Here is a 23,707-nt window from a genome sequence, read left to right as displayed (position 1 = left end):
TCAGCTCATCGGCAGCCGGTACTCCCGGACGCCACCGGCGGCGGTGACCAGCCTGACCTCGCCGCTGCGCAGGCCGTACGTCACCGACCAGCGGGTGTGCCCCTGCCGGACGGTGGTGAGGATCCGATGCGCCGCCTCGGCGTCCACCACCGCGCCCGCGTCGGTCAGCGCGGCGGCGATCTGCCCGTACCGGCGGTCCTCCCGGCGGCGCTGCTCGGGCACCCCGGCGACCGGCACGTTGGTGAGCGCCTGCCAGCGGCCCGTGCCCCGTTCCACCCGCATCGCCCCGTCGACGAACTCGATCACGGCGGACGCGCCGGTCGCGTCGGCCACCAGATAGTGCAGCGGCGGGCCGCCGTCGAAGTCGAGGTTGTGCCGACCGAACACGGCCACCGCCTCGTCGACCGTGGCGGCCCGGTCCAGCACCAGTCGCAGGATCCGCACCGAACCGACGGTGGGTCTGCCCGGCTGCGGGCGGGCGGTCGCCGCGTCGTCCGCCGCCAACCCCACGGCCAGACCCCGCTCGTTCATCCCGTCGAAGGGCAGCAGCGGCGCGTTGAGCAGCCGGCGGTCGCCGGTCGGGTCCGCGCCGACGCCGAGGTAGGAGATGTCGACCAGCGACACGGCCGCATAGCCGTCCGGCGGGTCGGTCCGCAGCACCAGAGCCGGGTTGGCGTCCCAGTCGAAGTTGCGCGCGAACAGCGGCCGGGCCGGATCACCGGCGGCCACGAACAGCGAGCAGCCGAACGGGCTGGGCGGAGCCGCGTCGGTGCCCACCGTCGGGTCGTACGCCCCGACGTACGTCATCTCGTACAGCGGCAGGTCGTCGACCCGGCGCAGGCTGGCCATCGTCTGCTCGGCCTGGGCGGTGTCCTGGCGCGAGGCGGACGGAGTGGCGCTCGACTCCCCGGCGCGTGAGCGCTGCGGGGGCGTCGAGGCGGCACAGGAGGTCAGAACGAGCAACAGGGCCGTCGTGACGGCCGGCAGGATCCTCCGCATATTCGTTGGACGCTATGGGACCGATCGACGGTTGTCCACCGCCGTGGTTCACGCCTCCGGTGGGGCCGGTCACCCGGGCGGGGGCGGCGGTCCGGCGGGTCGGACGCTGTGCGAGCGTGGTCAGACGTGAAGCCCGTAGCCCCGCCCGAGCCCACCGTGCGCTGGCGTCCGCACCCGCTCGACCTGGTGGCGGTCGTCCTCGCCGTCGTCGGCACGGCCTGCGCGCTGAGCGGGCTGCTGCCGCGCGCCGAGACCACCGACACCCTGCACCGGATCCTGCCGCTGCTGCTCTTCCTCGGCACCGTGATCGTGCTCGCCGAGCTGACCGCCGTGGCCGGTGTCTTCGACGTGCTCGCCAGCCGGCTGGCCATCGCCTCGCGCGGCAGTTGGGCGGCGCTGTTCCTGCTCTGCGGGGGCCTGGCCACGGTGACCACCCTGGCGCTCAACCTCGACACCACCGCCGTGCTGCTCACCCCGGTGCTGCTCGCGCTGGCCCGCACCCTGCGCGTGCCGGCGGGTCCGCTCGCGGTCACCACGGTCTGGCTGGCGAACACCGCGAGCCTGCTGCTGCCGGTGTCCAACCTGACCAACCTGCTCGCCGCCGACCGGGTCGGCCTGGCGCCCCTGGCGTACGCGCAGCGGATGGCGCTGCCGCAGCTCGCCGCGGTGGTGGTCACCATGGTGCTGCTCTGGTACGTCTGGTGGCGGCGCGACCGGCCGGCCGGCGGGCGCTTCGTCCCGCCGGCCCGGCACGTCCCGGCCGATCCGGTGCTGCACCGCACCGCGCTCGCCGGCTGTCTGCTCTTCGTCGCCGGCATCCTCGCCGGGGTGGAGATCGGGCTCGCCTCCACCGTCGCGCTCGCCCTGGTGCTGCTCGGCTTCGTGGTCCGCTCCCCCGCGACGCTGCGCCCCGGGCTGGTGCCGGTACGGCTGCTGCTCTTCGTCACCGGCCTGTTCCTGGTGGTGCAGACTCTCGGCCGACACGGGCTCGACGATGTCGTGGGCGGCCTGCTCGGCGTCGACGGCGGGGCGTGGGGCGCGCTGCGCGCCGGCGGCACGGGCGCGCTGCTGGCCAACGCGGTGAACAACCTGCCGGCCTACCTGGCCGGCGAGTCGGTGCTGCCGGTCGGCGACCACACCCGCCTGCTCGCCCTGCTGATCGGCACCAACGTGGGCCCGCTGGCCGCCCCGTGGGCGTCGCTGGCCACCCTGCTGTGGTTCGAGCGGTGCCGCGCCGCCGGAGTGAGCGTGCCGGTGCGCCGGTTCGTGCTGAGCAGCACCGTGCTCGCGATCGCCGGCACGCTCGCCGCGGTCGGCGCGCTGCTGCTGGTGAGCTGACCGGTCAGGCTCGGTCGACGGCGAGCTGAAGCTCGGTGACGCCCTTCTCCGGGGTGTCCTGGGAGTATTCGAGGTAGACCTCGCGGGCGTATCCGTCGGTGCGGTAACCGTTCTCCTCGATCCACCGGGCGAGCGCCTGCATGCTCGACTCGACATCGTCCATCGAGCCGTGATGGATGATCGTCGCCGCGGTGCGTACCGCCGGCAGGTTCCGCACCACGACGTCGCTGGCCGGGGACACCCCGGCGGCGACGGTCACGCCGGCGTGCACCAGCACCGCGTCGCCGTCATCGTCGGGAGCCGGTTCGTACCAGGCGATGGCCGGGCCGGTCGGCGTGATCCCGCCGTCGGCCAGTCGACGGAACAGCTCCGGGTAGAGCGGCTGGATCACCGGACCGACGTCCTCGGTCTGGTAGCTGGGCGCGACAGCGGTGAGCTCCGCGACCCGAACCGGCGCGATCTCCTTGAGTACGACGTCCTGGGTGGTCATCCGACCCTCCGATTCGATCATCCGGAGCCTCGCCTCGACGGCCGCGAGCCGGGCCGTGTCGGCGACCAGTTGCGCCGCCAGTTGGCTGCGACGCAGTCGCAGCATGCCCCGCAGTTCGACCACGTCGACGGCGTCGTCGAGGATCGTCCGCACCTGGTCGAGGGTGAGACCCAGGTCCTTGAGTGCGATCACCCGGTTGAGCCGGCGCAGTTGGTCGGCCCGGTAGAACCGGTATCCGGTGTGCGGATCGACGGTGGCAGGACCCAGCAGGCCGATGCTGTCGTAGTGGCGCAGCATCCGCACCGACACCCGGCCGAGTCTGGCGAAGTCTCCGATGGTGAACATGGTCCCCTCACGCTCGCCCCTGACACGGTGTCAGAGTCAAGCGTCGTCGGGGGGCGGGTTCAGGGGCGGGCCGGGCGTGGGCCGACCAGCCGGCGGACCATCGGCGCGGCGTTCCACTTCGCCGCGCCGACCAAATCGCGGGCGTGTTCCAGGACGGTGTAGTCGGGCCGGCTCATTCCGGCGGCGATGGCCCGGTCCAGGTCGTTGCCGCAGCGGGTGAGCAGGGTGTCGAAGTCGCGGCGGACCGGCTCCAACAGGTCGTAGCCGAACGCGCGGTGCAGCCGGGCGAAGAGCGGCTTGTACAGCCGCACCCGTTCGTGCAGCCCCGACGAGTACGACATGGGGTTCTTCGGCCGCCGCAGGATGTAGTCGGGCAGCACGTCGGCGAACGCCCGCCGGACGATCCACTTCTCCTGCCCGTGGCGCAGCTTCAGCTCCAGCGGCAGCCGCATCGCCAGCTCCACGACGCTGAGGTCGAGGAACGGCACCCGCGCCTCCACCCCGTGCCCCATGGCCGTCCGGTCGACCCGCTGCAACTCGGTGCGGCACAGGTTGCGGATGCGGTGCAGGAACAGCCGACGGGCGGCGCCCGGCCCGGCCTGGTGGTACATCGGGTACCCGCCGAACAGCTCGTCGGAGCCGTCGCCGGTGAGCACCACCTTGATGCCGAGGTCCCGCAGCCGCCGGAAGATCGGCACCGAGACCACCGCGTTGATGATGTCGCCGTACTCGGTCAGCTCCGAGATCCGGATCGCCTCGCGCACGTCGGCGAGCCGGATGTCGCGCGGGCGCAGCTCGACCACCACGTGCGGCACGTCGAGGTCGGCGGCGAGCCGCCGCGCGTACGCCACGTCGGGGCTGTCCGGCACGCCGATGGTCACCGCGACGCAGTCCGGGTGGATGTCGCGTACCTGGCGCAGGGTCAGCGAGCTGTCCAGCCCACCGGAGAGGACCACCCCGACGGTGAGGTCGGTGTCCACCCGCATCCGGATGGCGTCGCTCAGCGCGGCACGGACGAGCAGGGCGGCCTCGTCCGGGTCGTCGATGACCGGCAGGCCCTCGCCGATGGTGAGCAGGTCGACGTACGGCCGCAGGCGGACGTGTCCGTCCGCCTGCGCCCAGCCGTGGTGCCCGGGCGGCACCTCGCTGATCGGGGCGCGGTGCCCGACGAGCGCCTTGACCTCGGAGGCGAGGTGCAGGCAGCCGGGCCGCCGGGACCAGTACAGCGGCTTCACGCCGAGCGGGTCGCGGGCCAGGTACACCCGACCGGTGGCGCGTTCGACGACGGCGAAGGCGTACTCGCCGCGCAGCCGGGTCACCGCCGCCTCGCCCCACTGCTGGAACGCGGCGAGCAGCACCTCGGTGTCGCTCTCGGTGCGGAACACCTGCCCCACCCGGGTGAGCTGCGCCCGCAACTCCCGGTGGTTGAAGATCTCGCCGTTGAAGCAGAGCAGCCAGCGTTCGTCGGTGGAGGTCCACGGCTGCACCGCCCGATCGCGGTCGACGACCCGCAGCCGGCGGGTGCCGGCGAGCAGACCACTCTCGGCCCGTGTCTCGGTGACCTCGCCTCGGGGTGCGAGGACGGCGAGCATCCGCCGGAACGTCGCCGGGTCGGCTTCCGGGCCGATGCTCAACGCGATGCCGCACATGGGCTCAGACCCCCATCTCGGCCTCGTACGCCCGGCGCAGCCGACGCCGGGCGGTGGGCGCGAGACACAGATGCCAGGCCTGCCCCTCGTCGATGACGCTGATCTCGCCGGCTTCCTGCCGGGCGAGCAGCAGCTCCGCGAGGGTGTCGCGCGCACCGAACCGCTCGAACCAGGCCAGCTCGACGTCGACGGAGTAGCCGAGGCAGTGCCCGCTGGGCAGCATCGCGGCGTAGCCGAGGCGGCGCAGCCGGTACTGGTGCTCGGTACTGCGCACGAGGCTGGTCACCCACAGGGGCGGGGTGCTCGACGGCACGGCCGCGGCGAACTCGCGTCCGAGGTCGTTGAGCAGCGCCACCACCTCGCGCCGGGCGCGGCGGAACAGCAGCCCGGCGGTGCGCGGGGCGGCGTCCGGTCGCAGCCGGCGCCGCAGACCGCGCGCCGCCCGGCCCACCATCGTGGCGGGCTGCTCCTGGTAGCGGAAGCGCAGCAGGTCACGGCGACGCAGCCACTCCAGGTCGACCAGTTCGGCGCTGCCGTTGACCTGGTCGTCGGTGACGAAGGTCGGGGCGTCCTGCCACCAGAGCACGTCGATGCGGGAGAGCAGGTAGATGCGGACCAGCGCGGTCAGGTCACGCGCAGACGTCCGGTCGTTCGGCTGGTAGCGGGCCATCTCCAGCAGCAGCGTCTCGCGGGCGCCGATCAGGCCCTGCGGGGTGGCGTCGAGGACGGCGGCGAGTGCCGGTTCGCGCAGCCGCTCGTCGATGAGCACCTGCCGGGCGCGGGTGCTGGTCGCGTCGGCCAGGGCACCGACCTCGACCAGCAACTCGGCGACGGCGCCACGGTAGGCGGCGAGATCGGGTGCGGCAGCGGGAAGGCGCCGAGGGGCGGTCCCGGAGGGCCGACGTCGGTTCGGGGCGGTGGGCGACACGGGCGGACCGGGCTGCTGGCCCGGGCTACGGCTGGGCACTCGCATGACGGGGTCCCTTTCTCCGGTCACGACACTGGGTGGTTCGCCCTGAAACACACCGTAATCATCGGGACCGGAACGGACCGAACAATCCTCCTATCTCCCCTCGAACGGAGCGGGAGGTCGCACTCGCCGATCCGCGTACGAGGGTTGAACGCGGCGGGGTGAGGGCCTCGGGTAGAGCACCTTTGGAGGTGATGTCGTCAACGAATCAGTGCCGCGGACTCTCACCGCCGGCCCGTGAGCGAGCGCTTCGACAGCGCGAGCCTCGTCGGCTGGCAGCGCGCCGGCCAGTGGCGGGTCCGCGACGGCCGACTCGGCGGCAGCGGCGCGCTCACCAGCCGTACCACGGTCGGCGGCGACGTGCGCGCGGAAGCCGACCTGCGGCTCACCGGCGCGACAAGCGCCGGGGTCACCCTCGGCGACCGGGTCGAGGTCCGGGTCGACGCGGCCGCCGGCCGGCTGGTCGCCCGCGACGGCCGCCGCCAGGCCAGCACGCCGCTGCCTGCCGGGCTCGACCTGGGCACCCGACACAACCTGGCCATCGAGGTACGCGGACAGCAGGTCACCGCCGAGCTGAGCCCCGCCCGCCTCGGTGACCAGCTCGCCGTGGTGTCGCTGCGGCTGGACCGCCCGGCGGCCGGCCGACCCGGGTTGACGGCCACCGGCGGCACGGCCGAGTTCGACAACGTCAGCGTGGCGCGGCTGTACCAGCCGGCTCGACGGCCGGTGCCCGAGCCGCGGGTCGGCGCGCCGCTGCCGGCGTACTCCGACGAGTTCCGCGACGGGCTGGACGACGGCTGGCAGTGGGTCCGCGAGGACCCGGCGGCGACCGTGGCCGACGGCGCGCTGCGCTGGCCGGTGCAGGCCGCCGACCTGACCGGCACCGGCAACACGGCGGGCGTGCTGCTGCGTGACGCCCCGCGCGGCGACTACGTCGCGGAGACGACCGTGACGCTGGACCTGGGCGAGGAGACGGTGCGCAACTACCAGCAGGCCGGGCTCGTCGCCTACGTGGACGACGACCGCTTCGCCCGGCTGACGCAGGTGGCGATCTGGAACACCCGGCAGGTCGAGTACGGCTACGAGCTGCCCTTGGCCGGCCAGCCGGTGTACGGCGGCAGCATCGTCGGCACCCCGGCCACCACCACCTGGCTGCGGCTGGCGCACCACGTCGACCCGTCCACCGGCGAGCACGAGTACCGGGCCGGGTCCAGCCGCGACGGGCGTACCTGGACGTGGGGTGCGGTGTGGACGTTCCCGGCCGACACCACTCCCCGGATCGGGCTGGTCGCGCACGGCGGCGCCGACCCGGCGGTCACCGCCGAGTTCGACTACGGGCGCTTCTACCGCTGACGTGACGGATTTCCGACGGCCCGGAGGGCACGAACTCCGGGCCGTTCGGACAGCGCGATTCGCCGGGCGCGTAACCGGGCCTCGACGGGAGATGACCTAGGCGAACGCCAGAACAAGACCCACCACCGTGGCGACGACCGTGAGCCCGCCGACCAGATAGACCCAGCCGGCGTTGAGTCCGACACCCTTGCCCTCGAGCTTGTCCATTCGACTGGCCAGATCGGTGATCAGCCCGGCGTGGCTGTCCCGCACCACCTCGAACTCGACCCGGGCAATGAACGTCTTGGTCTGGTCGGAGAGGGCCTGCCGGAACTCGTTGACACTCTCGAAGCGCTTCTCGGTGGCGGTCTCCGACTTCGTCACCGCCTTGTCGGCCGACGCGAGGGCCAGCCCGACCTGCGCTGCCTGCGCGTCGATCTTGGTGTTGACATGTGCCAGCTTGGCGTCGATCAGCCGTTCAAGGGCGTCGAGGCGCTGCTCCATGCGCCGCTCCACCTCGTGACGCGGGTCATCGGCCGGGTCGCGGCTTCTCGGGGCTGATCGTTCGCTCGTCACCGGTCGCGGTTCCTTCCCCTCCGATGCCACCACGGCGTTACCCTCGATCAGCGCCCTCGGGAGGGAAGCGGTAGCAGACTCATCGCCGCGGCGGCGCACTCGCGCCCAGGTCAGCGATGACAGGAACACCATCCACACCACGACGCTGAGGTAGGCCCACCATAGGTCGGCAGGGCACAAAAGGCCAGGTCACGGCCCATTTGCGACACCTATTACCTGCACCACGTGACCCCTCGGCACGGACGATGGCCACGGTGCGACAGGCATCGATAACGCGCGCGCCGACTAACGGAGCCGGGTCAGCGGGGTCACCGTCCGGTCCGTGCCGTCGTAGCTGCGCGCCGCGTCGAACGAGCCCGTCGGGCGCTGGCCACCGGTCACGGCGCGGGCCAGCCGCAGGTCCGCGTCGCGGAACCGCAGCGCCAGGCTGAGGTGCGGCACCCACGCTCCCGGAGCGTGCCAGGGGCGCTGCCCGGCGGCCTCGGCGAGGACGTCCCAGACCGCGGCGTGCAGCGCGGTCAGCGCCGGTGTGGGTCGTACGAGCCAGACCAGCGGGGCGCTGCCGTCGAGGACGACGACCCGGTCGAGCGCGACCGGCACCGGCAGCGCGGCGTCGAACAGCTCGGCCAGGCGGTGTCCGACGCCGACCGGGAAGTCGTCGACGGCGGCGAGGGTCAGATGAGGCCGGTTGGTCGGATGAATGGTGCGGGCGAGGCTGGGCAACCTGGCGGCCGCCAACCGACTCCAGACCGTCCGGATCGCGGCGTCCAACCCCGCTGAGCAGACCAGTTCCACCGTGCGCACCCCCGACACGCTAGCGGGATCGGCCCCGGCGGTAGGGGTGGTGGCCTACCTGATGACCCTGCGGGACGAGGCCGCCGAGCAGCACCACGGCACGACGGCGGCCGACCTCGACGACCGGTTCGTCGCCTGGGCGCGATCCCGGTAGCCGGTCGGGTCGGGACGCGGCTGCGGTCCGGCTCCCGGGTCAGGCCGATCGCGGGCAGCAGCACACTCGCCCACACACCGGTGGCCAGCGACGGCAGCGTCGCCCGGCGAGCACGGTGCAGCCGGCGGTCCGCCCGGGGAATCACCGTCTCGCTCGCCACGCGTCGGTCCTAGGACCGGCCCGCGCCCGACCCACCCGTGCGAGTTGTCACGGTCGGACCGTGCGCCCCGCACAGCTTTTCCGTGACGGACGCGCCTGCCCCTCGCACCGAGACGCCGGCAGGGTCAACGGCATGGAGAAGACACGGATGTACGCGGACACCGCAATCCCCGTACGGCAGCCCGGCTCGCTGCCCACCGCGCAGTCGGCACCCTCCGACGCGGCGCCCTCCCACGGCACCCGGCGGCTGCTGTGGCATCTCGCCGAGATGGCGCTGGCGATGGTCGCCGGGATGGTGCTGCTCGGGCCACTCTGGGAGGTGGCCGGCACGGCCCTGGGTGTTGCCGGCGCACTGGCCCGGCCGGAGGTGGCCGCCCTCGTGCTCGACGCCGCCCTCGGCGGGATGATCCTGGCGATCCTGACCACCACCTGACCCGGACGCCGACCACCGCCACGATCCGCGCAGTTGCGGTGATGGGCTGCCTCAGGCGTCACAGAGGCAGCACCATCACCGAAGTTGCGCGGATCGTGCGGGGTGCCGGGGGCGGCCGGGGCGCTCTTGTGCCGGTCGGCGCAGCGGCCCCGACGGCGTGATGAAAGGCTTGACCCATGAGTTCCGCACCTGCACAGCACGACGCACCGACCGACACCACCCCCGACGGCACCGACGAGGCGAACGCCTTCACGGAGCTCGGGTTGCGCGCCGAACTGCTGGGCGCCCTGGCCGCCCTCGGTTACGAGGAGCCGACCCCCATCCAGCGGGAGGCCATCCCGCCGCTGCTGGACGGCCGGGACCTGCTGGGTCAGGCGGCCACCGGCACCGGTAAGACGGCGGCGTTCGCGCTGCCGCTGCTGCACCGGATGGTGGCGCACCGCGACGGTGGGGACCCGGTGGCGCTGGTGCTGGTGCCGACGCGGGAGCTGGCGGTGCAGGTGTCCGAGGCGTTCCACCGCTACGGCAAGGACCTGGGTGCGCGGGTGCTGCCGATCTACGGGGGGCAGCCGATCGGGCGGCAGCTGCGGGCCCTCGACAGCGGCGTGGACGTGGTGGTGGCCACCCCGGGTCGGGCCCTCGACCACATCGCGCGGGGCACCCTGCGTCTCGGTGGCCTGGCCACGGTGGTGCTCGACGAGGCCGACGAGATGCTCGACATGGGCTTCGCCGAGGACATCGAGGCGATCCTGGAGCACGCCCCGGCGCAGCGCCAGACGGTGCTCTTCTCGGCCACCATGCCGTCGCGGATCGACGGGATGGCCCGCCAGCACCTGCGCGAGCCGGTCCGGATCGAGATCGGCCGGGAGCAGACGGTCGCCGGTGAGGCGCCCCGGGTGCGGCAGAGCGCGTACATCGTGACGCGGGCGCACAAACCGGCCGCGCTGGGCCGGGTTCTGGACGTCGAGTCGCCGACCGCCGCGATCATCTTCTGCCGCAGCCGGGAGGAGGTGGACCGGCTGACCGAGACGATGAACGGCCGGGGCTACCGTTCCGAGGCGCTGCACGGCGGGATGAGCCAGGAGCAGCGCGACCGGGTGATGGGCCGGCTGCGCGCCGGCACCGCCGACCTGCTGGTGGCCACCGACGTTGCGGCCCGTGGGCTGGACGTCGAGCAGCTCACCCACGTGGTCAACTACGACGTGCCGTCGGCCCCGGAGTCGTACGTGCACCGCATCGGCCGGGTGGGCCGGGCCGGGCGGGAGGGTGTGGCGATCACCCTCGCCGAGCCGCGCGAACACCGGATGCTCAAGACCATCGAGCGGGTGACCGGCCAGCGGATCACCATCGACAAGATTCCCACCGTGGCGGACATGCGTACCCGTCGGCTGGAGCTGACCCAGGCGGCGCTGCGGGAGAGCCTGCTGGAGGACGACCTGGACCCGTTCCGGGTGATCGTGGAGACGCTGACCGACGAGTTCGACCTGATGGAGGTCGCGCTCGCCGCCGTGAAGCTGGCACACGAGGTGACGTCGCCGGGCTCCGACGACGAGGAGGAGATCCCGCAGGCGCCGGTGCGCGGGCCGCGCGAGGGTCGACCGGAGACCGGCGGCCGGGGCGGCGACCGGCGCGGCGCAGGGCGGCCGCGGTCGGCCGGCGGCAACACCGTCCAGGTCTTCGTCGGCCTGGGCCGACGTGCCGGCGTACGCCCGCAGGACCTGGTCGGCGCCATCACCGGGGAGACCGGGATCCGCGGCCGGGACATCGGCTCGATCGAGATCGCCGACCGGTTCTCGCTGGTGGAGGTGCCGCAGGGGGTGGCCGACGAGGTGATCTCCGGGTTGCGCTCCAGCACGATCAAGGGCCGCAAGGCCACGGTGCGTCGCGACCGCGGTGGCGACCAGCGCTGAGCACGCCGCCGGCGACCGCCGGGGTACGACGGTCGCCGGCGCTGTCGATCAGAAGGAGTACGGGCCGAAGCGGCCCCACGCCACCACCGCGGCGAGGACGAGCAGGACCGCGCAGGTGATCGCGCCCTGGATCTCCATCCGACGCTCCGCCGCCGTGTCGCGCTTCTTCCGGTCGCGCAGGTGCACCAGGATGCCCCCGACCATGACGATGACCAGCCCGACGGCGGCGAAGATGACGGCGAGCAGGATCTGGATGACCCAGAGCACGACGTTCACGGGGGTTTCCTCCAGGGGGACCGCCTCGCGGCGGAGGCAGCTGAGCGTTCACGCGAGACAGTAGCCCCCATGCGCGTACATCGATGACCCCCGCCGTCGGAAGACGGCGGGGGTCATCGGGTTCGGAGCGTCAGACCGTGAAGAGCGCCGGACCGTCCAGTGCCTGGACGTCGGCCGGGTGCAGCGCCAGGGCGAGCACGTCGGCCACGTCGGCCAGGGTGTGCACGGTCAGCGCCTCGCGCACCTCGGCCGGCAGGTCGTCCAGGTCCGGCTCGTTGCGCGCCGGGATGATGACCTCGGTGAGGCCGGCCCGGTGCGCGGCGAGCAGCTTCTGCTTCACCCCACCGATCGGCAGCACCCGACCGGAGAGCGTCACCTCACCGGTCATCCCGAACTCGGGGCGGACCGGGCGGCCGGTGACCAGCGACGCCAGTGCCGTCACCATGGTGATGCCGGCGCTCGGGCCGTCCTTGGGCACCGCGCCCGCCGGGACGTGCAGGTGGATCCGGCGTCCCGCCAGGGCGTTCGGGTCGATGCCGAGCCGGCGCCCGTTGGAGCGCAGGTACGACAGGGCGATGTGCGCCGACTCCTTCATCACGTCGCCGAGCTGGCCGGTCAGGGTCAGCCCCGGCTCGCCCTCCATGCTCGTCGCCTCGATGAAGAGCACGTCCCCGCCGGCGCCGGTGACGGCGAGGCCGGTGGCCACGCCGGGCACCGCGGTCCGCTCGGCCGACTCCGGGGTGAACTTCGGTCGACCCAGGTAGCCGGTGAGGTTGTCGGTGTCGACGCGTACCGGCGTCGGGTCGGTCGCCAACGTCACCGTCACCTTGCGCAGGATCTTCGCGAGGGCACGTTCGAGCTGCCGGACACCGGCCTCGCGGGTGTACTCCCCCGCGATCAGCGCCAACGCCTCGTCGGCGACGGTCACCTCGTCGGCGGTCAGCCCGGCCCGCTCCCGCTGCCGGGGCAGCAGGTGGTCCCGGGCGATGGCGACCTTCTCGTCCTCCGTGTACCCGTCCAGCATGACCAGCTCCATCCGGTCCAGCAGCGGGCCGGGGATCGACTCCACCACGTTCGCGGTGGCCAGGAAGAGCACGTCGGACAGGTCCAGGTCGACCTCCAGGTAGTGGTCCCGGAAGGTGTGGTTCTGGGCCGGGTCGAGCACCTCCAGCAGGGCGGCGGCCGGGTCACCGGCGTAGCCCGCGGACACCTTGTCCACCTCGTCGAGGAGCACGACCGGGTTCATCGAGCCGGCCTCGCGCAGCGCGCGGACGATCCGGCCGGGCAGCGCGCCGACGTAGGTGCGCCGGTGACCGCGGATCTCCGCCTCGTCGCGGACACCGCCCAGGGAGACCCGGACGAAGTTGCGCCCGAGCGCCCGGGCGACGGACTCGCCGAGGCTCGTCTTGCCCACTCCGGGAGGACCGGCGAGGGCGAGCACCGCACCGGAGCCGCGACCGCCGACCACGCCGAGGTTGCGCTCGGCGCGACGGTTGCGCACCGCCAGGTACTCCAGGATGCGGTCCTTCACGTCGGCCAGGCCGGCGTGGTCGGCGTCGAGCACCGCCCGGGCCGCGGCCAGGTCGGTGTTGTCCTCGGTACGCGTGCCCCACGGCATCTCGAGGACGGTGTCCAGCCAGGTGCGGATCCAGCCCGCCTCCGGGGAGGCGTCACTGGCCCGCTCCAGCTTGCCGACCTCACGCATGGCCGCCTCGCGGACCTTGTCCGGCAGCTCGGCGCTCTCCACCCGGCTGCGGTAGTCCGCCGAGCCGTCCGGCTCGTCCTCGCCCAGCTCCTTACGGATCGCGGCGAGCTGCTGGCGCAGCAGGAACTCCCGCTGGGACTTCTCCAGCCCCTCGCGGACGTCACTGTTGATCTGCTCGGTGACCTCCTGCTCGGCCAGGTAGTCCTTGACCCAGCCGACCAGCAGCTCCAGCCGGGCGGTGACGTCCGGCGCGGCGAGCAGCTCGGTCTTCTGGTCCAGGGTCAGCCAGGGCGCGTAGCCGGCCGAGTCGGCCAGCTCGGACAGGTCGGTCATCCGCTCCACCGCGTCGATGACCTGCCAGGCGCCCCGCTGCTGGAGCACGGAGGTCACCAGGGCGCGGTACTCGCGGGCGAGTTCGCGGGCCTTGCCGGCGGGGGCGGGTTCGTCGAGTTCGGTCGCCTCGACCCAGAGTGCGGCGCCGGGGCCGGGCACGCCGGAGCCGATCCGGGCCCGGGACAGGCCACGGATGACGGCGGCGGGCTCACCCTCGGGCAGCCGGCCGACCTTCTCGATGGTGGCGACCACGCCGACCGGGCCGTACTCGCCGTCGATACGCGGCACGGCCAGCAGCTTGCGGTCGCCGGTCGCCCGTGCCGCGTCGATGGCGGCCTGGGTGGTCGGGTCGAGGGTCACCGGGATGACCATGCCGGGCAGCAGCACGGCGTCGGTCAGGGGAAGTACCGGAAGAGTTGCCATCGAACACCTGCTATCGCGTTGAGTTGAGCGTGTCTCACTCAAGTAACAAAGCGTTCCCCTTGTTCCGGGCTGTGACCCAGACCACTCTCCAGCCCGTCGGATCGGCACACCGGGCAGGCGTCGCAACCGGCCCCGTTCCACCCATCGGGGCGTCGCGGCATGATCGGCACCCGTCGGGGAACGGCGCAGACATGCCGGACGGCACCACCATTCGACTCGCGGTCGTGGACGACCAACCCCTCTTCGTCCGCGGCCTGGAACTGCTGCTCCCGGTGACCACCGACGGCCGCGTCGAGGTGGTCGGCTCGACCCGCGACGCCACCGCCGCGGCGGGCCTGGTCAGCCGCTGCCACCCGGACCTCGTCCTGGTCGACCTGCACCTGCCACCACCCGGTGGCGTCGGGGCGGTGGCGGCGATCCGGCGCACCACCCCACGGGTACGGGTGGTCGCGATGTCCCGATCCGCCGATTCGGCACCGACACTCGACGCGCTGCGGGCCGGCGCCGAGGGATATCTGCCCAAGACCAGCGAGCCGGAGGAACTGCTGCCTCCGCTGCTGGCCATCCTCGACGGGTGGGCGGTGCTGCCGGCGGAACTGCTGCGCGTCCTGCTGGGCCCCTCGCGCGCCACACCGGTCGACCTGGACGGCGGGGAGCGCCGGCTGCTGCGCGCGATAGCCGCCGGCCGCAACACCGTCGATATCGGCGAGGAACTGCACGTCTCGGAGCGGACGGTGAAACGGATGACCGCCGCGCTACTGCGCAAGCTGCGGGTGTCCAACCGGGCGGAGGCGGCCGCCGTGGCCGGTCGGGCCGGCCTGCTCGGCGAATGAGCCACCGCCACCCCGCGATTCGGCGCCGATTCCGGTTTTCCCCCGACGTGCCGAATCACGACTCGCCGAAATGAAAGCGACGCATATTGTTGCGGTTTCCCCGGGTAGTAGGTCAGACTTTGGACACATCCCGCCACACACAGGGAGTAATCGGCAATGGCGAGAAAAGTAATCACGGTCCTGACCGACGACCTCGACGGCGGGAAGGCCGACCGGACGGTCGAGTTCAGTCTCGACGGCGTGGCCTACACGATCGACGTCTCGGACGAGAATGCCGGCGTCCTACGCAAGGCGCTGGATCCGTACATCAATGCGGGACGGCGCATCGGGCGAGGTGCCGTGGAGAACACCCGGACCGTTCGGCGGCCGGGCCGGCCCAGCGGCGCGGGAATGGATCGGGAGCAGAACCGGGCCATCCGGGAGTGGGCCGTCAAGAACGGCTACAAGATTTCCGAACGGGGCCGGATCCCGGTTGAGGTCGTTGAGGCGTACAAGAACCGCTGACTGGACGACACGCGGACGGGGTCCCGCCGGAAACGGCGTGGCCCCGTCAGATTGTCGGAGCACCGATACGACGGGCGGCGGCCGGTCACCCCGGGCTGTCGCCCCGGGTGACCGGCCGCCGCCCGTCGTCCTGCGACTCAGTTGACCGCGATACGCACCGAGTCGAACGCCGGCGTCTGGTTGGCCCGCTCCATCATCGGCAGGCGGTGCGAACCGTCACCGGCCCAGACCGAACACTGCGCGGTGCCCGACTCCGGCAGACCCGGGATCTGGATGGTCACCTCGTCCGGCTGGGCGCCACCACGACCGTCCTCGGTGGCCACGAAGAACGCGGGCACCTCCTGCGGCTCCGGCGGGGTGGTCAGGCTGTCCAGCATCCGGCACGCGGTGTGGAAGTGGCCCCGGACCAGGCCCTGGTCGTTGAGCAGCGAGCTCTCCACGTAGTACCCGCCCTGGCCGGCGGCCAGGAAGCGGTCCCGGACCAGGTTGCGGGTGCTGACCCGGAGGGTGAACGCCTGGTTGCGGCCCACCTGCTGGGGGAACTGGGTGATCAGCAGGGAGGGGTTGTTGGCGGCCGCGCCGACCTCACCGAACTCGGTGCTCACGCAGCGGTTGCCGTTCTGGAAGCCGTCGTGCGGCTGAAGCTGGCTCTCGTCACAGTCGTTGGCCAGCACACCGAGCCCGGCACCGGGGGCGTTGCCACCGGTGTTCCCGCCGCCGTTGTTGTTCCCACCGCCGTTGTTGCCACCGTTGTTGTTGCCGCCGTTGTTGTTGCCGCCGCCGGTGTTCCCGCCGCCGGTGTTCCCGCCGTTGCTGCCGGTCGGCTGCACCTGACACTCGGCGAGCTGCGACAGACCCTGCGGGCGGGGCCCGACCCGGTCGATGGCGGTCGTGATGCGGTCCAGCACCGCGCGGCGCTTGCCGGCCAGCGGTTGGAGGATCGCACTGCGGATGAACGCCTCACCCTTGCTGCCCTCGGCGGCGAGCCGGCGGTCGGCCTCGGCGATCTGGGTCGTCAACTGGGCGAGGTTGCGGTCCACCTCGCCCCGCGCCCGCTCCGGCACCTGCGGCAGCTTCGACGCCACGTCCGGGCAGGCGACGGCGGAACCGGTGCCGACCGTGCCGTCCTTGCCGTCCTCGCACTCGGGGACCGACTGCTGCCCGTCACCCCAGTGATTGCGCACCCACCGGCCGTTCTGCCAGGTCCGGCTGGTCGAACCGTTTCCACTCGGCGCGGTCGCGCCCGGACTCGGTTCCACGCACTGCCCGGCAGCCGGGCGGGGCTTGTTAGTCCGCCGATCCTGGGCCGAGGAAATCTGGGTCACGGCGACAACTCCGCCGAAGACCACCAGCGTGCCGACAACGGCCAGCAGACGCTTGCTCCGCGCGTTGCCGGAAGACCGGCGCGCCCGTGTGGACCTGCGCATCGAATTGCTCTCCTTCTCGATCCGGTACTGGATTCCTGCCCTCGGCGGACCGACGGATTTGAGATGGCACGCGTCAACGGCGGCCACCACGACCTACCCGGTGATGTGTCGACGGCCGACGATGCCCTTTCCGCACCGTCCTCCGCGTCAGGTCGACGCGGATGGGGAGATCCTCTTCATTCGCGCAGGAGTACGGGACCGCGACGGGGATGGTTCAACCACCGCACAGGAAAATTGTCGCGAGCCAGCGCGGAGCCGGATCAGCTGGGAAAACGGACGCCGGTCAGTCGGCGCACAGGTGGTCGAAGGCGAACCCGCCGACCAGTTCGTCGCGGCGCCGGCTCAGGTCGGCGATCCGCGCCGTGAGTTCGGCGCGCGGCACCAGCTCCGCGCCGTCGGCCCCGGCGGTGCGCAGCCGCTCACCGACAGCGACCGTGGCGAGGTCCTCGGCCAGCCGGGCCGCGCCGATACCGCAGGAGAACCGGTGCTCGATCACCGAGACCCGCTCGACGAGGCACACGTCCGGGCGCACCTGCACCCAGCTCCACCCCTGCGCCGGCCCGTCCGCCCAGCGCACGTGCAGCCCACGCACGATCGGGTCGGCCAGCCGCCCGGCCACGTACGCCTCGACCGCGGCCGCCCGGGTCAGCGCGCCGAGGTCGTTCACCGGCCCGGTACGGCCGTCCGGCAGCCGGCCGAGGATGTCCCGGAAGCCCACCGGGGCTGGCTCGTCCGCGCCGGCGCTCGACCCGGTGGCGCCCGCCGCGTAGTCCCGCGCGTCGATCACGTACTCCACCAGGCGTCGGCCGTGCTCGCCGGCCCGCAACGTCGGCGACCCGATCCGCAGCACCGGCAGCCCCACCGCCGCGCTCACCGCATCCTTCAGCCGCTCGGCGCGCTGCTCCGCCGAACCCGCGGGCGGCACCGGGCCGATCTCCACGGCGACGACCGGGCACCCGGTGTCGGCGGCGCAGACCACGAAGTCGAACGCGGCCCGGCTCGCCGAACTCCACTGGCTGCCGGTGACACCCGGCGGGCGTCCCTGGACGAGGTCGCTGAGTCGACGCGCCGGATACACCCGGTGGCCGGCACGGCTGAGCAGCGTCCCCCCGCCGTCGGCGGGCGCCGCCCGCAGCCAGCCGCGGTCGTCGCTGCCGGTGCTCGTCATCTGCCTGATCCATCCGCCGGTCGGTCGGGCCGGGCCGAGTCTAGGTGGTCGATCATGGCGCTTCGCGCCGCGCTGTGACCGGGATCACAGTCGCGCGACGTTCCGGGGGTGGCCGTCGGGTATCCAGCGGCATCGCCGGTACCGCACCGGCCGGGAGGTGACGCCATGTCGCGACAACAGTTCGGCTTCCTCGCCGGGTTCCTCGTGGTGTCGGTCTGGGCGCTCGCCGGCCCGGGCACCGCCGGCCTCGCCGTGCTCGCCGGCCTGCTCGGCTGGCTGGTCGTCCGGGTGCTCGACGGCGACGTCGCGGTCACCGGGCTGGGCGACCGCGTCGGCCCTCGGCGGCACCGATGACCGCCCGCCCGACGACCGGGACCGCGAGCGGCCTCGTCCCGACCGACTCGGCGAAGGTCACCCGCATCGCGGTCGAGGCCGCCGGCCGGGTGCCCGGGGTGTGCGGCGTCCGCCCGGCCATGGTCCGCCTGGACGACCGGTCCGTGGGCCTCGACCTGCACCTCATCACCTGGTACGGCCACAGCGTCCCGGCGGTCGCCGAGGCGGTCCGGGCGGCGGTCGCCGACCGCGTGCACGCCGACACCGGCCTCACCGTGGCGGCGGTGACGGTCACGGTCGACGACCTGCTCGTCCCCGGGGTCGACGGCGCCGGATCGACCGGCCAGAGAGCCGGCGGCTGAGATGCGCGCCGCCAACCGCGTCGCCTCCCTGCTGCTGGCCGTCGTCCTGCTGGCCGGCGGGGTCCTGCTCGCCGCGCAGGCGCTGCTGACCACCCTGGACCGCCCGCTGCTCGACCACGACGCCTGGTACGCCACGCTGTCCGGCACCCGATGGCGTGACCCGTCGGTGCGGGCGGTGGCCGGCGCGGCGCTGCTGCTCGGCCTGTTCATCCTCGTCGCCCAGGTGCGCCGGTGGACGCCGGTACGACTGAGCGCCGACGAGCCCGACGGCTGGCACCTGCACCGCCGCTGCCTGGAACGACGGCTGGCCGACGCGGCGGCCGCCGTCGCCGGCGTCCACCGGGCCCGGGTCCGGATTCGCCGCCACGGCGGCCAGTGGCGGCCCCGGGTGCGGGCCAGCGGCGACCCGGCCGCCCGCGGCGAGGTCGAGTACGCGGTCCGTCAGGAACTGCGCCGACTCGCCGCGCCGAGGACCGGCCGGATCGACGTGCGGCTGCTCCAGCGCGGACGACCGGCGTGAGCAACGCCGCACACCGACTCCTGTGGACGGTCATCGCGCTGCTGCTGGTGGCCGGCGGCGCGGTGGCACTGGCGGCCAGCTTCGGCGACCTGCCCGGCGGTGACCCTGGCGCGCCGCTGCTCCCCGCCGGTCTGCGGGACCGGTGGCACCTGGCCGCGCCGTTCAGCACCCTGGCCGTGGTGGTCGCGGGCACACTGCTCGCCCTCGCCGGACAGCGCCTGTTGGCCCGGGAACTGCGCGGGCAGGCGCTGCGCGGCACCCTGAGCCGCCCCGGCCGCCGCCCCGGCCGCACCCGGCTGGCCGCCGACCTCCTCACCCAGGCGCTGGAACGCGACCTGACCGGCGACCCCGCCGTACGAGCGGCCCGCGTGGTGCTCACCGGCGCGCCACCCCACCCCGACGTGTGGATCCGGGTGGACCTGACCGCCGACGCCAGGGCGGCCGGCGTACGCGAGCACGTCCACGCCGCGGTCCGCCGGTTCGCCGCGACCGCCGGCTGCCAACCCGCGCACCTCGACGTGACCGCCCGGATCGAGACCGGACGACCCTGACCGGCGCCACGCCGACCCGCCGGGCATGATCGGTGCACGGGCGGCGGACGGAGGTACGCGGGGTGCGGGTGGTGTCGCTGGTGCCGTCACTGACCGAGGCCGTCGCGCTGACCCTCCCCGGGACACTGGTCGGCGCCACGGACTGGTGCAGCCACCCGGCCGATCTGGACGTCGCCCGCGTCGGCGGCAGCAAATACCCCGACCTGGACCGGGTCCGCGCCCTACGACCCGACCTGGTGCTGCTCAACGTGGAGGAGAACCGGCGGGCCGACGCCGACGCCCTGCGCGCGGCCGGCGTGCCGGTACGCGTCACCTATCCGCGCACCGTCCCCGGGGCGTTGACCGAGCTGGGCGAGCTGCTGACCGAACTCGGCGCGCCGGCCGAACCGGCCTGGCTGACGGCCGCGAGACAGGCCTGGGCCGACCCGCCCCGGCTCGCACCTGCCCGCCGGGCGGTGGTGCCGGTCTGGCGGCGGCCGTGGGTGGTGCTCGGCGGCGACACGTTCGCCGGCGACGTGCTGCGCCGGCTCGGCGTGATCAACGCCTACGACGAGCATCCCGAACGCTATCCCCGCCCCAGCCTCGACGATCTGCGCGACCGATCACCGGAGCTGGTGGTGCTGCCCGACGAGCCGTACCTCTTCACCGCCGACGACGGGCCGGAGGCGTTCCCCGACGTACCCTGCGCTCTGGTCTCCGGCCGGCACCTCACCTGGTACGGCCCGTCCCTGGCCGAGGCGCCCGCGCTGCTGGCCGACCAGCTGTCCCGGCCGGTCCGCGCCCACTGACCCGGCGCTCCTCGGCCGGCGGCGCGGGCACTGACCCGGCGTTCCTCAGCCGGCGGCGCGGGCGCGTCTGGCGGCCACGACGCTGGCGCCGATGGACGCGGCCAGGCTCAGCACCACCACCGCGAGGGTCAGCCAGATCGGCAGCTTGCCCACCGGCGTCTCGGCCAGGATCAGCTTCGCCCCCGCGAACGCGAGCACCAGGGCCAGCCCGTAACGCAGGTAGGCGAAGTGCCGCAACAGACCGGCCAGGCAGAAGTACAGGCTGCGCAGCCCCAGCACGGCGAACGCGGTGGCCGTCCAGAGCAGGAACGTGTTGGTGGTGATGGCCAGGATCGCCGCCACCGAGTCGATCGCGAAGACGATGTCGGTGGCCTCGATCGCGACCAGCGTCACCAGCAGCAGCGTCGCCACCCGTCGCCCGTCGACCCGGGCGGTGAAACGGTCGCCGTGGTATCGGGCGTCGGTGGGCACCACCCGCCGGAACAGCCGCACGACCGGGTTGCGGTCCGGGGCGACGTCCGGCTCCCCGCGTACGGCCAGCCGCCAACCGGTCCAGATCAGAAACGCCCCCAGCACGACCCCCGCCCAGGTGAGCCGCTCCAACAACTCGGCACCGGCGAAGATGAACAGCAGTCGGAAGCCGAGCGCCCCCACGACGCCCCAGAACAACACCTTGTGCTGATAGCCGTCGGGCACCCGGAAGTAGCCGAACAGCAGCGCGAAGACGAAGACGTTGTCCACCGACAGCGCCTTCTCCAGCAGGTAGCCGGAGTAATACGCGATGGCCGGGTCGCCACCCAGGCCGAACCAGACGACCAGCCCGAACAGCAGGCCCGCCCCCACCCAGACGGCGCTCCACAGCAGCGCCTCACGCAGCCCGATGACGTGGTTGTCCCGATGCGACAGCACGTCGACCGCGAGCATCACCGCGATCACCGCGCCGACGGCCGCCCACGCCCACAGGGGCACCGCGACCGTCGCCTCACCCACCCGGCGCCCCCCGGCATCGACCACCGCGCGCCGCCCCGCGACCATGCCGGCCGGCCGCTCCCGAGCCTAGGCGAGCGACCCGCCCGACGTCGGCGCTCCGAGCAACTCGACCTGTGCATCCCCGCCCCCGGCCCCGGGCGGGCGGGTCGCCGGGCCGGCGGGCGCTCACGCGACCGGCATCACCTGGCCGGGGTCCGTGACCGTGTCGTCGGTGTCGTACGCGATCGCGTTGGTCACCCGGACGACGCCACTGACCTGGGCCGCGAGCCGGCCGGCGAGGTCGACGGCGGAGCGGTGGTCCACCCGACCGGCGAGGGTGACCTCACCATGGCTAACCTCCACGGTGACCAGGCCGTCCCGCACCGCGAGCACCCGACGCAGCACCTCCTGCACCACGTCCTCCCGGATCTCGGCGTCCGAGCGCAGATGCACCCGCAGCAGGTCGGCGCGGCTCACGATGCCGACCAGCCGGCCGAGGTCGTCGAGCACCGGCAACCTCTTGACCTGCTCGCGGTCCATCAGCCGGGCGGCCGCCGACAGCGTCGCCTCCGGGTACGTGGTGACCGCCGGCGCCGTCATCAGGTCACCGGCCAGCAGCGCCGCACCCTTGCCCCGGGCACCCCGCCGGCGGCGGCTCTCGAAGACGCGCCGCTGCGCTGGCTCCCCGGCATGTTCGATGCGATGCAGAAGGTCAGCCTCGGACACCAGACCCAGCACCCTGCGGAACCCGTCGATCACCGGCGCCGCGCTGACGCCACGGCGCAGCAACACGTCGACGATCTCCCGGTACGGAGTGTCGGCCACCACGGTCGTGACCTCCCGCGTCATCACGTCACCCACCTGCCAGGTCCTCATCACGACCTCCCTCTCGTCATCCACCTCGGACGCTACGGCCGTACGACGGTCGCGGTCAGAGGCACCGGACCAGGCCGGACCGGGTCCAAGGTCCCGGATCGACGCGGTCCGGTCGGCCCTGCCGCGCACGGCGCGGCGGGAGTGCGCTGAAGGTGCCACCGGGAAGCGCGGTGCGAGGCAGAGAAGGGACGTGGACACCATGACCGCGACGATCGAGCGGGTCACCGCCAACACTCCGGCAGCCGGCACCCGGGAGAGGGCCGTCCGGTACGTCCTGGCCGGCACCCGGCTGGCGCTCGGCTGGATCTTCCTCTGGGCGTTCATCGACAAGCTGTTCGGCCTCGGACTGGCCACCGAGTCGAAGAACGCCTGGATCAACGGCGGCAGCCCCACCAAGGGCTTCCTCACCTTCGGCGTCGCTGGTCCGTTCCAGGACCTCTACGCCGGGATCGCCGGGGCCGCCTGGGCGGACTGGCTGTTCATGATCGGTCTGGCCGGGATCGGCGTCGCCCTCCTGCTGGGCATCGGCATGCGGGTCGCCGCGGTGGCCGGTGGGCTGCTGCTGGTCCTCATGTGGACCGCCGTGCTGCCCCCGGAGAACAACCCCTTCATGGACGACCACCTGATCTACGCCGCGGTGCTCGCGGTGCTGGCACTGGTCAACGCCGGCGACACGTGGGGCCTCGGGCGACTCTGGGCGAAGCTGCCGATCGTGCACCGCCTCCCCTGGCTTCGCTGACCCACCACTACACGGCGGGCGTCCCCATCCGGGCGACGCCCGCCAAACCGCGCACCGCGCACCGCGCACCGCGCACCGCGCACCGCGCCCCGCGCCCCGCGCCCCGCGCCCCGCGCCCCGCGCCCCGCGCCCCGCGCCCCGCGCCAAGATCGTGCTCGATCCTGGATGTAGTGGCATCGTCGACGCGCGGACGCCACTACATCCAGGATGTTGCGCGATCTTGGCGGGCCGACCGGGCTTCATCAGGGCGGGAGCGGCGGGGTGGTGGGTCCGCTGCACATTGGCGGGGTGTGATCCGGCAGGATCGACGGTGACCGGACACATCACCCAACACGGCAGGAGATCCCCGCATGAACCAGGCAGCAGGCGCCCGTTCGGGCAAGCCCGAGGTGGGTCCGATCGAGGGTGCGCCGCCGGCCGACCTCGTGATCGAGGACATCGCCGTGGGCGAGGGCCCGCAGGCGCAGCCGGGTCAGCTCGCCAGCGTGCACTACGTCGGCGTGTCGCACTCCAGCGGCAACGAGTTTGACTCGTCGTGGAACCGTGGCGAGGCGTTCGAGTTTCCGCTCGGCGGCGGCCAGGTCATCGCCGGCTGGGACCAGGGCGTGGTGGGCATGCGTGTCGGCGGCCGGCGTCGCCTCACCATTCCGCCGCACCTCGGGTACGGCGACCGCGGCGCGGGCGGCGTCATCAAGCCGGGCGAGACCCTGGTCTTCGTCGTCGACCTGCTCGACGTGCGCTGACCGACTC

25 protein-coding genes are annotated in these 23,707 nt (G+C 73.1%); 13 read left to right on the top strand and 12 right to left on the bottom strand.

Features of this window, described 5'->3' with window-relative positions:
* Positions 1-999 carry a linear amide C-N hydrolase gene (locus AB0H52_RS13135; protein ID WP_151490849.1) on the bottom strand — a complete coding sequence of 333 codons (999 nt, stop codon included), beginning with the start codon at positions 997-999 and terminating at the stop codon, positions 1-3.
* A 126-nt stretch (positions 1,000-1,125) separates the two neighbouring features.
* Between AB0H52_RS13135 and AB0H52_RS13130 the strand changes: the two genes are divergently transcribed.
* Complete coding sequence (locus tag AB0H52_RS13130) at positions 1,126-2,337, top strand: SLC13 family permease (RefSeq protein ID WP_357947135.1); 1,212 nt, start codon at positions 1,126-1,128, stop codon at positions 2,335-2,337.
* A 4-nt stretch (positions 2,338-2,341) separates the two neighbouring features.
* On the opposite strand, the gene AB0H52_RS13125 is transcribed toward AB0H52_RS13130, so the two are convergent.
* Genes AB0H52_RS13125 through AB0H52_RS13115 form a run of 3 tightly spaced genes read right to left on the bottom strand, consistent with a single transcriptional unit; the run spans position 2,342 to position 5,794 of the window.
* Positions 2,342-3,172, bottom strand: a complete 831-nt coding sequence (locus tag AB0H52_RS13125; RefSeq protein ID WP_151490851.1) for a MerR family transcriptional regulator — start codon at positions 3,170-3,172, stop codon at positions 2,342-2,344.
* Positions 3,173-3,231: 59 nt separating this feature from the next.
* The gene (locus AB0H52_RS13120) at positions 3,232-4,821 is read right to left on the bottom strand and encodes an asparagine synthase-related protein (protein ID WP_357947132.1); all 1,590 of its coding nucleotides are present in this window, start codon (positions 4,819-4,821) and stop codon (positions 3,232-3,234) included.
* Positions 4,822-4,825: 4 nt separating this feature from the next.
* Positions 4,826-5,794, bottom strand: a complete 969-nt coding sequence (locus AB0H52_RS13115; RefSeq protein ID WP_278122578.1) for a DUF5715 family protein — start codon at positions 5,792-5,794, stop codon at positions 4,826-4,828.
* A 234-nt stretch (positions 5,795-6,028) separates the two neighbouring features.
* Here AB0H52_RS13115 and AB0H52_RS13110 point away from each other — a divergent pair, with 234 nt between their 5' ends.
* The gene (locus AB0H52_RS13110) at positions 6,029-7,144 is read left to right on the top strand and encodes a hypothetical protein (RefSeq protein ID WP_357947129.1); all 1,116 of its coding nucleotides are present in this window, start codon (positions 6,029-6,031) and stop codon (positions 7,142-7,144) included.
* Between the two features lie 96 nt (positions 7,145-7,240).
* On the opposite strand, the gene AB0H52_RS13105 is transcribed toward AB0H52_RS13110, so the two are convergent.
* Positions 7,241-7,831 carry a hypothetical protein gene (locus tag AB0H52_RS13105; RefSeq protein ID WP_151490854.1) on the bottom strand — a complete coding sequence of 197 codons (591 nt, stop codon included), beginning with the start codon at positions 7,829-7,831 and terminating at the stop codon, positions 7,241-7,243.
* A gap of 153 nt (positions 7,832-7,984) precedes the next feature.
* Entirely contained in the window at positions 7,985-8,503 is a 519-nt protein-coding gene (locus AB0H52_RS13100) for a 2'-5' RNA ligase family protein (protein WP_151490855.1), read from the bottom strand.
* A 437-nt stretch (positions 8,504-8,940) separates the two neighbouring features.
* Between AB0H52_RS13100 and AB0H52_RS13095 the strand changes: the two genes are divergently transcribed.
* Both AB0H52_RS13095 and AB0H52_RS13090 read left to right on the top strand, forming a co-directional pair.
* Positions 8,941-9,240 (top strand): hypothetical protein, encoded by a 300-nt coding sequence (locus AB0H52_RS13095; RefSeq protein ID WP_192580337.1) that lies wholly within the window; start codon positions 8,941-8,943, stop codon positions 9,238-9,240.
* A 176-nt stretch (positions 9,241-9,416) separates the two neighbouring features.
* Positions 9,417-11,150 (top strand): DEAD/DEAH box helicase, encoded by a 1,734-nt coding sequence (locus AB0H52_RS13090; RefSeq protein ID WP_357947125.1) that lies wholly within the window; start codon positions 9,417-9,419, stop codon positions 11,148-11,150.
* A 48-nt stretch (positions 11,151-11,198) separates the two neighbouring features.
* Here AB0H52_RS13090 and AB0H52_RS13085 read toward each other — a convergent pair whose 3' ends face one another.
* On the bottom strand, positions 11,199-11,426 hold the full coding sequence (locus tag AB0H52_RS13085; RefSeq protein WP_151490857.1) for a hypothetical protein: 228 nt from the start codon (positions 11,424-11,426) through the stop codon (positions 11,199-11,201).
* A gap of 130 nt (positions 11,427-11,556) precedes the next feature.
* Entirely contained in the window at positions 11,557-13,887 is a 2,331-nt protein-coding gene (gene lon, locus AB0H52_RS13080; protein WP_357947122.1) for an endopeptidase La, read from the bottom strand.
* 224 nt (positions 13,888-14,111) lie between these two features.
* Between lon and AB0H52_RS13075 the strand changes: the two genes are divergently transcribed.
* Both AB0H52_RS13075 and AB0H52_RS13070 read left to right on the top strand, forming a co-directional pair.
* Entirely contained in the window at positions 14,112-14,720 is a 609-nt protein-coding gene (locus AB0H52_RS13075; RefSeq protein WP_255473706.1) for a response regulator transcription factor, read from the top strand.
* 156 nt (positions 14,721-14,876) lie between these two features.
* The gene (locus AB0H52_RS13070; RefSeq protein WP_139586539.1) at positions 14,877-15,224 is read left to right on the top strand and encodes an Lsr2 family protein; all 348 of its coding nucleotides are present in this window, start codon (positions 14,877-14,879) and stop codon (positions 15,222-15,224) included.
* A gap of 137 nt (positions 15,225-15,361) precedes the next feature.
* Here AB0H52_RS13070 and AB0H52_RS13065 read toward each other — a convergent pair whose 3' ends face one another.
* Both AB0H52_RS13065 and AB0H52_RS13060 read right to left on the bottom strand, forming a co-directional pair.
* Positions 15,362-16,651: a hypothetical protein gene (locus tag AB0H52_RS13065; protein ID WP_151490860.1), complete on the bottom strand. Its 1,290-nt coding sequence runs from the start codon at positions 16,649-16,651 to the stop codon at positions 15,362-15,364.
* A 283-nt stretch (positions 16,652-16,934) separates the two neighbouring features.
* Complete coding sequence (locus AB0H52_RS13060) at positions 16,935-17,819, bottom strand: DUF2726 domain-containing protein (protein WP_151490861.1); 885 nt, start codon at positions 17,817-17,819, stop codon at positions 16,935-16,937.
* 165 nt (positions 17,820-17,984) lie between these two features.
* On the opposite strand from AB0H52_RS13060, the gene AB0H52_RS13055 reads away from it, so the two are divergent.
* The 5 genes from AB0H52_RS13055 to AB0H52_RS13035 all read left to right on the top strand — a co-directional run bounded on the left by AB0H52_RS13055 (position 17,985) and on the right by AB0H52_RS13035 (position 20,373).
* Positions 17,985-18,173, top strand: coding sequence for a hypothetical protein (locus tag AB0H52_RS13055; protein WP_151490862.1), 189 nt, complete (start codon positions 17,985-17,987; stop codon positions 18,171-18,173).
* A complete protein-coding gene (locus AB0H52_RS13050) occupies positions 18,170-18,514 on the top strand; it encodes an Asp23/Gls24 family envelope stress response protein (protein ID WP_151490863.1) in 345 nt (114 codons plus the stop codon). Before AB0H52_RS13055 ends, AB0H52_RS13050 begins: the two co-directional genes overlap by 4 nt.
* Position 18,515: 1 nt before the next feature.
* Complete coding sequence (locus AB0H52_RS13045; protein ID WP_151490864.1) at positions 18,516-19,034, top strand: DUF6286 domain-containing protein; 519 nt, start codon at positions 18,516-18,518, stop codon at positions 19,032-19,034.
* Positions 19,031-19,585 carry a hypothetical protein gene (locus tag AB0H52_RS13040; protein ID WP_357947115.1) on the top strand — a complete coding sequence of 185 codons (555 nt, stop codon included), beginning with the start codon at positions 19,031-19,033 and terminating at the stop codon, positions 19,583-19,585. Before AB0H52_RS13045 ends, AB0H52_RS13040 begins: the two co-directional genes overlap by 4 nt.
* 62 nt (positions 19,586-19,647) lie before the next feature.
* Complete coding sequence (locus tag AB0H52_RS13035; protein WP_151490867.1) at positions 19,648-20,373, top strand: helical backbone metal receptor; 726 nt, start codon at positions 19,648-19,650, stop codon at positions 20,371-20,373.
* A gap of 45 nt (positions 20,374-20,418) precedes the next feature.
* Here AB0H52_RS13035 and AB0H52_RS13030 read toward each other — a convergent pair whose 3' ends face one another.
* Entirely contained in the window at positions 20,419-21,363 is a 945-nt protein-coding gene (locus AB0H52_RS13030) for a TerC family protein (protein WP_357947112.1), read from the bottom strand.
* Positions 21,364-21,528: 165 nt separating this feature from the next.
* Complete coding sequence (locus AB0H52_RS13025; RefSeq protein WP_357947109.1) at positions 21,529-22,218, bottom strand: CBS domain-containing protein; 690 nt, start codon at positions 22,216-22,218, stop codon at positions 21,529-21,531.
* A 190-nt stretch (positions 22,219-22,408) separates the two neighbouring features.
* Here AB0H52_RS13025 and AB0H52_RS13020 point away from each other — a divergent pair, with 190 nt between their 5' ends.
* Entirely contained in the window at positions 22,409-22,957 is a 549-nt protein-coding gene (locus tag AB0H52_RS13020; protein WP_192580550.1) for a DoxX family membrane protein, read from the top strand.
* A gap of 350 nt (positions 22,958-23,307) precedes the next feature.
* Positions 23,308-23,700 (top strand): FKBP-type peptidyl-prolyl cis-trans isomerase, encoded by a 393-nt coding sequence (locus AB0H52_RS13015; protein ID WP_151493237.1) that lies wholly within the window; start codon positions 23,308-23,310, stop codon positions 23,698-23,700.
* Positions 23,701-23,707: the final 7 nt, after the last annotated feature.

It is taken from the genome of Micromonospora sp. NPDC050695, from assembly GCF_040654415.1.
In the GTDB taxonomy this organism is placed as follows: domain Bacteria; phylum Actinomycetota; class Actinomycetes; order Mycobacteriales; family Micromonosporaceae; genus Micromonospora.
Note: the sequence above shows the minus strand (reverse complement) of the source record. Positions and strands in the feature narration are given on the sequence as shown.